The 12,175-nt window shown below is 54.2% G+C and carries 9 protein-coding genes; 1 reads left to right on the forward strand and 8 read right to left on the reverse strand.

What is annotated here, in order from left to right:
• A partial coding sequence (locus M4J39_RS22335) for a tetratricopeptide repeat protein (protein WP_251730712.1) occupies positions 1–1,313 on the forward strand: 1,313 nt, incomplete at its 5' end.
• 465 nt (positions 1,314–1,778) lie between these two features.
• Here the strand turns inward: M4J39_RS22335 and M4J39_RS22340 are convergent.
• The 8 genes from M4J39_RS22340 to rfbA form a co-directional block, all read right to left on the reverse strand.
• Positions 1,779–3,005 carry a glycosyltransferase gene (locus tag M4J39_RS22340; protein WP_251730713.1) on the reverse strand — a complete coding sequence of 409 codons (1,227 nt, stop codon included), beginning with the start codon at positions 3,003–3,005 and terminating at the stop codon, positions 1,779–1,781.
• A gap of 298 nt (positions 3,006–3,303) precedes the next feature.
• Entirely contained in the window at positions 3,304–4,365 is a 1,062-nt protein-coding gene (locus M4J39_RS22345; RefSeq protein WP_251730714.1) for an O-antigen ligase family protein, read from the reverse strand.
• A gap of 325 nt (positions 4,366–4,690) precedes the next feature.
• Entirely contained in the window at positions 4,691–6,067 is a 1,377-nt protein-coding gene (locus M4J39_RS22350) for a hypothetical protein (protein WP_251730715.1), read from the reverse strand.
• A 158-nt stretch (positions 6,068–6,225) separates the two neighbouring features.
• Positions 6,226–7,323, reverse strand: a complete 1,098-nt coding sequence (locus M4J39_RS22355) for a glycosyltransferase (RefSeq protein WP_251730716.1) — start codon at positions 7,321–7,323, stop codon at positions 6,226–6,228.
• 11 nt (positions 7,324–7,334) lie between these two features.
• The gene (locus M4J39_RS22360) at positions 7,335–8,699 is read right to left on the reverse strand and encodes a glycosyltransferase family 4 protein (protein WP_251730717.1); all 1,365 of its coding nucleotides are present in this window, start codon (positions 8,697–8,699) and stop codon (positions 7,335–7,337) included.
• A 61-nt stretch (positions 8,700–8,760) separates the two neighbouring features.
• Positions 8,761–10,101 carry a UDP-glucose/GDP-mannose dehydrogenase family protein gene (locus tag M4J39_RS22365; protein WP_251730718.1) on the reverse strand — a complete coding sequence of 447 codons (1,341 nt, stop codon included), beginning with the start codon at positions 10,099–10,101 and terminating at the stop codon, positions 8,761–8,763.
• A gap of 217 nt (positions 10,102–10,318) precedes the next feature.
• Positions 10,319–10,822 (reverse strand): transcription termination/antitermination protein NusG, encoded by a 504-nt coding sequence (locus M4J39_RS22370; RefSeq protein ID WP_251730719.1) that lies wholly within the window; start codon positions 10,820–10,822, stop codon positions 10,319–10,321.
• A gap of 436 nt (positions 10,823–11,258) precedes the next feature.
• Positions 11,259–12,134 (reverse strand): glucose-1-phosphate thymidylyltransferase RfbA, encoded by an 876-nt coding sequence (gene rfbA / locus M4J39_RS22375; RefSeq protein WP_251730720.1) that lies wholly within the window; start codon positions 12,132–12,134, stop codon positions 11,259–11,261.
• Positions 12,135–12,175: the final 41 nt, after the last annotated feature.

Here is a 12,175-nt window from a genome sequence, read left to right on the forward strand (position 1 = left end):
TGCTCGCGAAAGGGCAGAACGTTCCGGCCGATGTAGATAAGGGCCTCGCTCTGATCCAAGAAGTCGCCGAAAGTGGCAACGCCAACGCGCTCTATCAACTTGGCGATCTCTATACGCGTGGCGGCGCGGTTCCTGTCAACGGCCAGAAGGCGATCGACTTTCTGCAGCGCGCGGCAGATGAAGGCAACATTTCGGCCTATATTCGCCTTGGTGAACTCTATCGCGACGGAACGGTAGTGCCTGCTGATGGCACCAAGGCAACAGAGCTGTTCCAGAAAGCGGTCGAGGCGGGATCGAAGTCGTCCTTTACCAGCCTTGCGGACGCCGCCTTGCAAGGTATTGGTCAGCCGCGCGATGTGGACAGAGCTATAGACCTGCTTGAGCAGGGCATCGCCATGGGAGACCTAAATGCAACGCTCAAGCTAGCGACTGTTCTCTATAATGGAGAGTATGTAGCCACTGACAAAGAACGTGCTCTGCAACTCTATGAGGACGCCGCTACAAAGGGTAGCATGGCCGCACGTTACCAGCTCGCCATCATAAATCGTGACGGCGGGAAGGGTATACCAAGGAATCCTCAGCGCGCCCTGGCTCTCTTGAAGCAAAACGTTCTCGCAGGCCATGGATTGAGTATGTTAGCGCTGGCGGATGGACATCTCAATAAGAGGTTTGGCTCACTCTCAGATACAACATTAGGCGTGATAACGTTGCGTAAAGCTGAAGAACTTGGGGTTGAGGGAGCTGCACCAGCGTTAGCGGACGCGTACATGAGCGGCAGAGGGGGACTCCCCAAGGCGCCGCAAATGGCCATAAAGCTGTTGACCGATGCGGCGGAGGCCGGAAATCGCCAGGCCGCTCGTGCTCTAGTGACGCTTTATAGGAATGGTCGCGGCGAAGTAGTCCGAAAATCGCCAGCGACTGCCGCTCGCCTTATTGACCGCTATGCAGCGGCTTATGATCCCAACAGTTTGATGCAAGAAAAAGTGTTAATTGAAGCTGCCGCAGCGGCCGATAGTAAGGCATTTGCGGCGGTGTCAAAGCGTATCTGGGATGCGCCAGCACCGCTCCAATTGGGTATGCTTAACTCTCTCCGTTGGGCTAACGAGAATGCTTTCGTTTACGCGCTACAAGATAAGATGAAAGTCGCAGGTCTTTACAAAGGCCCACTCAACGGTCTACTCACGTCATCTACAATCAGGGCGTTATCAACTCTTTGCGATCAAGGGCCGGCTGGCGATCGCTGCAGATTAGGCCCCCTGAGCAATAGCGCTGCGAGAGTTTTGGCAATTCAGGCGCAATCCTTGGACATGTAGTCCGGAGCACGCAGTGGCTCGATGCGAATCTTCCGTGGTAGTATTATCGGTAGTATCGCGCGCCCCAACAGACTAGAGCGAACATTCTCGGCACCGAAGCTCTAGTCGATTGCAATCCTTCTAGTTATGCGACCAGCATGGCTAGAAGGATGCCTTACACGCCGAGGGAGTCAGAAAGAGCGTTCCATCCATCAGTCGCGACAAAGTCGAGAACGCATCTTTGGACCAAGAGCGTTCTCATGAGTTCGCCTCTTTCGCTCGCAGCCCGAGACCGGCTTGAGCCGTTACGGAGTCAACCATTGCGCTTGTCAGTAGACAGCAGTGATCAAACAATTTTCCGCATAGCGTCACTCAAATCACCCGGATAGATAGCCTCCACTCAGAAGGCCCCTTGAATCAAGTTCCCCACAGGCCAAAGGCAACTCTTTCAACTTAGCTTAAACAGGGGACGATTCGATGTAATATTTACCGCTCCGTCAATATGATTCTCATTTGAGCGAGTAACTCTTTACACTGGCGTTCAACTGACAAGAGTTCGCGCACAGCAACAGGGTCCCTATAGTGTCGCATCTGACCAGCACACGCCGTCCGAATCTCCAGCAATGCCCTGTAAAGATCACGCGCATCTCCCATCTTGAACAAACGACTATGCGTAAAGAACTTGGCAAGTTCCGCTGAAGCGCCAACATCGCTCGCCACCAATGCGGACTGACAATAGAGCGCCTCTGCGGTGACGCGTCCAAATGGTTCAGGCCATAGAGACGGCATTACGAAGATGTCGACGGATTTCAGAAACTCGATGGCGTTCTGAAACCCGATCAGTTTGGCATTGTCCGGTAAGCGTTGATGTAGCGTAGCTACATAGTCGGCGGGGCCGTTGCCCGCAATTAAGAAGGTTGCTGGAATTCTATTCTCGGCGAAGAAGCGCGCCGCGTCAATAAACTGGTCCAGTCCTTTCTCAGGCGTAATTCGACCAATATAGCCGACACGCAAAGCCTCGAGCGACGAGAACAGCCGGCCCTCTGGTAACAGTTTTGGGTCGTGCATGATGCCATTATAGATCACGCAACTTCTTCTGTTCGTTAAGAGGCCACGTTGCAAGAAAATTCTTCTCTGGGCTGCACTTATAAAGACCTGGCAGTCAATCTTCCGAGACATCCGCTTACGGAGATAGTACTGCGGCTTACACATAGCGCAAGTATTCTTGCACTCTTGGCCGCGACGAAAAATGCTGCCGCGCACGCACATTGAGAAATAGTCGTGGTTGACCTGCAGCGTTGGCACACCACTCAGCCGGCACGCTACCAATAGCCAGGGCGAGAACTCCTCTATGACATGCAATTGTATGAAGTCAGGCCTCACGCGCCAGATGAGTCGCAGGAACTCGACCACTCGATAGAATGACAGCATAGATACCAGATACCACAGTATCTGAAAGGGCAGGCTGTGCTGGGCATTACCGAAGCGCCAGTAGACATTGCGCGAGCGTAGCTCAATAAGTCGATAACCATCGCGACGTCGTACAGGGCAAGGACGTCGCGGCACAGACGTTACGACCGTCACGGCATTACCCATTCGCACGTATTGCTTCGCGATCTCCTCCGCGGTGGCCTCCGCTCCCCCAATTCGATACTCCCGCCACAGGGAGGAGAATTGCATAATGCGCACGCGGCGGGGAATAGACTGACTCATGTCGTCAACATCCTTGATGATTAAAGCGGAAGAGACTGGCCTCGTCCCTCCCTGGATTGACCGGTGGATAATTGTCAAGGGAGCTGCCTATAAGAGGGTTGATAGAATAAATAGAGTCATGGCCACATATATGACTATACCCACTCTGTCGGTTACTGATCCCGATATATGAAATTCTTCGGCTTGATTGGGCGGGCGCACAACCTATCCAAATAACAACCCCATATACGGCGGCTTGATAGGGGAAAACATTTCACACTCCTAGCCGAGTTGGGATATACCTTGACGACATAGCAGATCAGTTGCGTTGGGCCGACATTCCGTAGCCTAGCACAAAGGCAATGACTATTGTCTCAAGTCCCCCATTGGTAATGCAGGCTATGAGCGTGTAAAGGAGCATTAGTGCGACCGCCGCTGATATAGCCGGCATCTGCGGTTGTGTTCTAGCGAGAGACAGTAAGAGCATTGTCAGCAGCGGCAACGCGAATAGGCCAACTGAGACATACAGAAATACAAACAGGTTATCGGCCGAGTTCGGGTGCAGATATCGGCCAACGAACTGTACTGCGCCGATTCCACCTATACCACGCCCGAAGATATACTCGATCGGGTTCTGGTCCAACTCAACAAGAAGGAACGCGTTGGGCCACATCTCCGTCAGACGCACTTTGAATGAGTTCGTTGTATTACCCACTCCACCAAGAAAACTGTTGAGTTGGTTCAAAGCCGTTGCCGGAAACAGGGGAAGTAGAATCATAATGATGATGGCGGTGAGGCCGAGGACAAGAGTAAGTAGCTTAAAGTGCCTGGGTTTGTGGGCGAAACGTAGCCAGTGATAGCAAGCTGCCATCACCACGCAGATCAGAAAGGCAAGCAGCGGTCCCTTTGACGTTGTCAGGTAGATAACGTACGTCGAGATCGTTGCTACACCAGCGAACGAAATAACACTGGTCGTTAGACAAAGCAATGCGACAGCAGTAATCGCTATTTGATTAGCGGCATTGTCGCTTGATCGCGCAAAACCTGCCAGACGGCTGACACCAAAATCCTCCCAAACACGCGAAGTCACTGTCACCACATCGTTGACAATAAACGAGGTCCCTGCCCATGGCATTTCGACCACCGAGTTGATCGACACGCCGATGACAGCGGTGATCCATATTAGGATCGACAGCCGCGTCGTAAAAAAGTGGAACGTTGATGGCGACGTAACAAGGCCGAGAAAAAACGCCCCGACGACATACAGTGAGAAGAATATTTCAAATGGCGTGCGGCCGACGGCGGCACTATATATCATATAGAATAGCAAGATTATACATATAAAACTATCTCTTCGCTGACTTTGCGCACGCTGAAACATCGTAAACATCGAGTACGACAAAGCTGAAGCAAGAACCGCGTATATTAGTAGGGTTAGGCCGAGCGAGCTCAATGCAAAGCGCACGAAACCCGCAAAACAATCGTAAAGCAGAACAATAATCACAAGAATTAGCCCAGTGCGAGGTTTGATCGCTCGACCTGGAGACGTAGCGCAGCATTGGGACATTTGGCATCTTTTGCTTGAAGCTGATGGCCGGCACTCGGCGACTCTGGCAGTATGGTGCGTGGCCTAGCGATTGATGTCGACGTTGAGGTCATTTGCCTTCCGCAAATGGCGAATGTATGGGCCAATTGCCCCGGCCGGATCATCGTACACAACGGATCAGCATAGCGAAACCGACACAAAAGGCCGCGATGCATACGCCAAAAGCGACAACGGCCACAACCGGGGACACCGAGAGTGGACTTAGCGCTCCGAAGACTGCCTGACCAGCGATCGTTACGAGCACAATTACGCAGGCAAAGGCGAGCGGCCCTATGTATTTCTCACTACGCAACAGGTAAAATGAAAGCCCAATAGCTACCGAATTACCAATTACACCACCAAATGCTGAAAGGAACGGGATATCGAGCACGTAAGCCGATATCCATACAGCCGATGAGCAGCCAAGAACCAAAAGACTATTGTTAACCATCTGACGCGGGTTCCCAGCTGCGAAGAAAATAGCTTCGAACAGCATGTTGCGCAGCAAGTATAACGTTCCATAACACAGAGAGAGACTCAATGCCATGGGGCTGACCTGCTTCTGGCTGGCGCTATAGATCAGACGGATAAGGTCAGACTGAAACACAGGCAGCAACGCCCCGAACACGACAGCAGGCAGCACTTGCAGCGAACCGTAGATAACGATATTGCGGCTACCGAAGCGATTCTGACGCCTGAGCGATAGGAAATAGTTGCTGACAGCCCCGCCGTAGATTGAATAGATGCGAAACGCTACATCGATCGCGAACAGATAACCCGGCGCAAAGGATGACGGCAGCAGCGCAATAAGCACGATTCGCTCTCCGAAGACCGCCAGAATGTTTGGAATCGCTACCGCGCCGAAAGTAACGGCGCGTAAGCGCAGGTGTGGTTGGGCAAACAGCGCAAAGTCCCCGCGTTTGGCAGTCCAGGGTTTCGTGAGGAAGCTAACCATTGCTAAAGATAGGACACCGCCGAAACCAAGTAGAGTCCATACCCCTTGCGACGTTCCAAATACAACCAGCGCAAATATGACAGGAATAGTGATCATCAGCGCCTTGGCGATTTGAACATATAACGCAGCGAGCGAGCTTCCCAATAGTCGATCAAGATATACCAAATGGTCAGCACTAGCACTTCCAAGACAATAGAGCAGTAGAATGGGCAGAGAAGAAACTATAGGCCCCGCAACACCACCGTAGAAATATATTATAACTAAAGCTAATGACGCCATGACACTGTTTGTTGCAACTATTATCTGAATAACCCTATAGGGCTCGCCTTCCAGAATAAGAGATCCAAACAATAGACGCGCCCATTCGAAGCACATTATTGTCAATATACTTGCGACCGAAAATTTGTACGTAAATTCCACGTAATTTGAATTATCAAGATAAATGCCAGTCAGGAGCGAAATCGCAGCTGGCCCGATTGAGCCGACAAGATTGCCCAGAATGTTTAGGTAGGCTCCGGAACTGCTGACTCGCGTCTGCGACATAATAGCTCCCGTGCGTTCCGAGTACTCAATTTGAGGTTGGCGTTTCATCTCGAACCAAGTTACACTCGCAGGATCTGCTTAGCCGTATCGCCATGTGCATGAGAAGGGGGCCGCGTCCTTGACGGTCGGCAGCTCGCCGAACCTGGCTAGGGCAACCATCAACTGGTTTCTTCAATATCCCGAGCGAGGTTTTGAAAGAAACTGCTAAGCACGCCTTTGGTCTGGCTAGTAGCTATCGGAGGGGGTAGATTCTCCGGAGTCTGTGACGCGAAGCAAACATTGACAATTGCATCAGCAATAGATGAGACGGACAAAGGATCCACAACCCGGTCCCCTGGCTGTACAAGATCCACCATCGGGTGACGATTCGAAGTAATAACCGTTTTTCCCGCCGCATGGGCTTCGATAATAGGCAAGCCGAATCCCTCCTTCAGCGATGGAAACAGGACCGCTACCGCACCGATAAGCAGGCTGCACTTCACCTCGTCTGCAACTCCGTGAAGCGGCTTTATACCGACACCGCCGTATCCCGAGAAGTTCTTCGCCGCAAACTGCGGAGACGTCCCGAGGACTATGAGATCCGGAGCAGCACTCCCGAGCCGCGTTCGAGCAGCCATAAATGCCTCGATGACCCGCAGTGTATTCTTCGTAGAAGCGTCTCCGCCGATATGTAGTAAATAGCGCTTTGTGTGTGGGTAGGGCCTAGCTCCGACCAATATTGAGCGTAGATGATCGCAGGAATTCGGGCAGACCGTCGCACGAACGCACAAGTGTCGCCAGATAAGTTTCGCCGAGTGCTGGCTCACGGTAATGAAAAGATCACTCTGCCGAATCCAGCGAATAACTAAAGATCGATATAGATTGCCGACCTTCAGTTTTAGTGGGCCGGCGATACGCCACCAATGCAAGAATATGAGGTCGTGTAGAACAATGATTCGCCGAGTTTGGCCAAGGGTCACCAAGGGATAAGTGTTGTTCGGGCAGATTACGAAGGCGGCGTTAAGCGACCGCGCGGTGACGGGAACAAGGATCTGCTCCCAAAGTACCGCGCCTATGAGCCCTGAACCCATTATGAATCTTATATTAGGCAAGAGAGACGCATATTTGGCGGCTTGTTCGCGCGGCACAATACAAACGAAACGAAACGGCAACGTTGGCTGCAGTTGACTTAAGTGAAAAAGCAGCTCGCGAGTAAAATGGCCGATTCCACGCTTCTTGTCTACCTCACGGCCATCGATAAGAATTATGGGCAGCACGACATGGCCTCCTAAAACGGATTGCAGCTTGGCGGCCGAAGTGCACTATTGCCGCAACTAATTGGTGTTTGTCCGGTGGGGCCAGCCTCCTTCGCCGCCGCTAGCTCGTTTGCCTTGCGTAACGCCCTTAGGAAGCTCAGCAGGGATTTAGTGACGTCATTTAACGAATGACTCGCATCAATGTAGGCTCGGGCATTGCGCGAGAGTTCAGTACGAATCCCGGGCAATCGCGCCAGATCCAGCGCGTCCAAGTATGCATCTACAGTCTCGGCGATCAAAAACTCGCAGCCTGCACGCGCATCCAGCCCTTCGACGCCAATACTGTTTGTGAGCACGACCGCACCGTAAGCCATCGCTTCAATTATCTTGATCTTTATTCCCGTACCAGATTGATATGGCGCAAGCAAAAGATCGATAGAACCGTAGAAATCATCCACCTTCGTCACAAAACCCATGTAATTTACGTTTGCGGACTTGAAGCGTTCCACTAGAAACTTGGGAGCGCGGCCGGCAAATATCAAGCTTATATTTCGTGACGCCATCACTGGACTTAACTTATCAAGAATAAAAAGTGCGGCGTTTTGATTAACAGATGTTCGCATGTCGCCGATAAAACCGACCCGAAGATATGGAGGAGTTGACGCCGGGTCAGTATTGTCTTCTCTCGTTCTCCGCGAGATGTGATTCAGTTCGATTGCAGGCGGGAAATGGATAATTCTACCCTGCGGGCAATTATATTCAAGTAGATTCGCCTCATGTTTTGAAACTAGGTAGACGAAATCAAAGCTTCGACCAACCATCAACTCTCGGCGAGCCATCCGCCTTGCCTCCTGACGCAGAACTAGATTTCTTGCTAGCGCCAGCATTGGTTCTATAAACGACCAGAAGATACTACGATCGTAGGTGCCGAAAAAATCAACCTTCGTGGCCGATGTTTGTAACTGCTTATATCGCCGGGATAACAAATCGTCCATGTCGCAACCGATTAAAGGGCATTGTCCACTGGTGTCATCGCGCACACGGAATGCATAGCTAGCCGTACGAACCATATCGCATATTAGAATATCGGGCTTGACGGCCTTAACGATGTCGGAACATTCTCTCCCATTCTGAGGAGAATAGAACAAAGCCTCCTGCAACGCCGCAGATCTGCGAGATATCAGATTTACCAAAACCTGGAGCGGCGACGGCGGTTTCAGCACGACAACGTCTTTTATTATTTTCGGAATCTCTGGTGGATACTTTTCTCCTATGTATACGTATGTAATATCATAATCTATGTTCAATGCATTTAAACCTTGCGAAATCATAAATTCACGACCAGATCTGATCGGCCACGGCCAGCGTGTCGAAATATATACTAATTTATTACGCATCAGAATCTCTTATTTTGCAGAAGCGCAAGGTACAGTTTACTAGAAAGATTCCACCCGTTGATTATACGCTACATCCCGACGAAATTCTTTTTCTCCGCCCCCCATTCCCAACTCGCTCATAAAAGAACCCGTGCTTCTCGATCTCCTCGGGGCGATAGATGTTCCTGAGGTCGACCAGCACCGGTGCCTTCATCACGCCCTTGAGGCGGGGGAAGTCGAGGGCGCGAAACTCGTTCCACTCGGTGACGATGCAGAGCGCATCGGCTCCCTCGGCCGCCTCGTAGGCACTGCCGACATAGGCGATGTTGTCGATCAGCTTCCTGGCATTGTCCATGCCCTCGGGATCGAAGCCGCGGACCTTGGCGCCGGCATCCTGCAGTGCCTGGATGATGGAGATCGCCGGGCTGTCGCGCATGTCGTCGGTCATCGGCTTGAAGGTGAGGCCGAGCACGGCAATCGTCTTGCCGCGCACCTCGCCGCCCACCGCCTGGACCACCTTCCTCGCCATGGCCCGCTTGCGCGTGTCGTTCACCGCCACGGTGGTCTCGATCAGGCGGATCGGGCTGTCATAGTCCTGGGCGGTCTTGACCAGCGCCAGCGTGTCCTTGGGGAAGCACGAACCACCGTAGCCGGGGCCGGCATGCAGGAACTTCGCCCCGATGCGGCCATCAAGGCCGATGCCGCGCGCCACCTGCTGCACGTCGGCGCCCACCTTCTCGCAGAGATCGGCGATCTCGTTGATGAAGGTGATCTTCATGGCGAGGAAGGCGTTGCCGGCATACTTGATCAGCTCGGAGGTGCGGCGCTTGGTGAACAGAAGCGGCGCCTGGTTGAGATAGAGCGGCCGGTAGACCTCGGTCATCACTTCCCTGGCCCGCTCGTCCTCGTAGCCGATGACGATGCGGTCTGGCCGCTTGAAGTCGTCGATGGCGGCGCCCTCGCGCAGGAACTCCGGGTTGGAGACGACGGCGACGTCGGCCTCGGGGTTGGTCTCGCGGATGATGCGCTCGACCTCGTCGCCGGTGCCGACCGGCACGGTCGATTTGGTGACCACCACGGTGAAGCCCTTGACCGCCGCGGCGATCTCGCGGGCTGCCGCGTAGACATAGCTGAGGTCGGCATGGCCATCCCCGCGCCTGGACGGCGTGCCGACGGCGATGAACACCACGTCGGCCTCGGCCACCGGGCCGGCAAGATCGGTGGTGAAGGTCAGACGCCCCGCCTTGACGTTGGCGGCGACCAGCGCATCCAGCCCCGGCTCGTAGATCGGGATCTCGCCACGCTCCAGCGCCTCGATCTTCTCCACCGCCTTGTCCATGCAGACCACGTCATGGCCGAAATCGGCAAAGCACGTTCCCGATACAAGGCCGACGTAGCCAGAACCAATCATCACGATCTTCAAAATCGATACTCCAATCCGATGACTTCAAAACGTAGGCCGCGCCGCAAACAAGGCCAAATCTCGAAACATGCCGGCGGCCTTACCCAGACAAAAGCTACCGCACTCCGGGTGAAATCGCTTCACGCGGACCAAATTCATTATCGCCACATACGAACAGCCGCAGGATCGCTCTCCCACGCCTCGAACGGAGGCTATCAACGCAACAGCTAGCAGCCGGTCAGGCCACCTTCAGGACCATGTCGCGAGAGACACCCGCGCGCACCTGGCCACTCATCAAACTCATCAACAACACCAATCGGCCACCGCCATCGAGCCGTTCGATCACCCCGAGCTCGTCGGCGAATGGCCCCGCCCTGAGGCGCACTATCGTTCCAGGCTGCAACGGATCGATGAACTCGAGAATACCCTCGCCGTTGGTGGAGGCGACCAGGGTTTCCACGACGCCCGGCTTGATCGGCAAGGGAGAGGCGCCGTTGGCCACCAGGGACCGGACGCCCAGCGTTCCGTTGATGGAGCGCCAGCGCGCCCGCGTCGGATCCATCCGGACGAAGACATAGCCACGAAAAACAGGCGCCGTCGTCGCAATCGTCTTGCGCGCGTGGCGGCGCACCACCTTTTCAAGGGGAGAGAATGTGTGGAAGCCCTGGCGGCGAAGGTTGTCGACGGCGACCCCCTCTCGCTGCGGCTGGGTCATGGCGGCGAACCAACGCTCGCCCTCCAATGGTCGATCCGAAGCAGACCCCGATATGTCAGCAGCCTCTTGGGACAACGAACTTTCCATAAGGCCCCTTTTTGCGATTACCGCACACCCCTTGATCCCAAATGAAACTCCTGCGGAGTCATTGCGATCACCAAATAACTTAAAGCAATTATCGCGCCACTTTTCGCGAAAGCACAAATGCCGACGTCAGAGTCACAAACCAATCAGTCATCGTTCAGGCTGGCGCAGGCACGATGCAACACCAAACTCAACTTTGGATCGCCGCAATAAATCCCCGAACTTACTGCGCCAATTCTGAAACATAAAAGCCATGGTCCTATACGGAACCATTCAAGCCGAGCCCGTCTAAGACTAATAGCTAATGGTACTTTCAATTACGGCACAGTGTCAACCACATCCAGCCAAACTGTCTTCCGTGAAGCAAACCGGTCACGGTTCAGCGGCGCGGCAGGGGGGCGAGGTTCAGGAGGTATCTTCCGTACTCGCTTTTTCCGAGCTTCCTGCCGAGCGTCTCCAGTTGGTTGCGATCGATGAAGCCGTTGCGGAAGGCGATTTCCTCGGGGCAGGCGATCTTGATGCCCTGGCGACGCTGGAGGGTGCCGACGAAGTCGCCGGCTTCGAGCAGGCTGTCGGGCGTGCCGGTGTCGAGCCAGGCGTAGCCGCGGCCCATCAGCTCGACGTTGAGTTTGCCTCGTTCGAGATAGGCCTTGTTGACGTCGGTGATTTCGAGTTCGCCGCGCAGCGACGGCTTGAGGTTGGCGGCGATCTCGACGACATCCTTGTCGTAGAAGTAGAGCCCGGTCACCGCCCACTGAGACTTCGGCTTGGCCGGCTTCTCCTCGATCGACAATGCCTTCATCGTGCCGTCGAACTCGACCACGCCGTAGCGCTCGGGATCGGTGACGTGGTAGGCGAACACCGTCGCCCCCACCGGGCGCGAGGCGGCGCTAGCGAACAGGTCGGTGAGGCCGTGGCCGTAGAAGATGTTGTCGCCGAGGATCAGGCAGGACGGCTCGGAGCCGACGAAGTCGGCGCCGATGATGTAGGCTTGCGCCAAGCCGTCCGGTGACGGCTGCTCGGCGTAGCTGAGCGAGATGCCCCATTGCGACCCATCGCCCAAGAGGCGCTGGAAGCTCGGCAGGTCGTGCGGCGTCGAGATGATCAGGATGTCGCGGATGCCGGCCAGCATCAGCGTCGACAGCGGATAATAGATCATCGGCTTGTCGTAGACCGGCATCAGCTGTTTGGACGTCACCAGCGTCATCGGATGGAGCCGCGTGCCCGAGCCGCCGGCCAGAATGATCCCCTTCATCAAACGAACTCCTTCAAAATATCCGTCTCAAATCGAGTGGT

It is taken from the genome of Pleomorphomonas sp. NRK KF1, assembly GCF_023721755.1.
GTDB lineage: Bacteria > Pseudomonadota > Alphaproteobacteria > Rhizobiales > Pleomorphomonadaceae > Pleomorphomonas.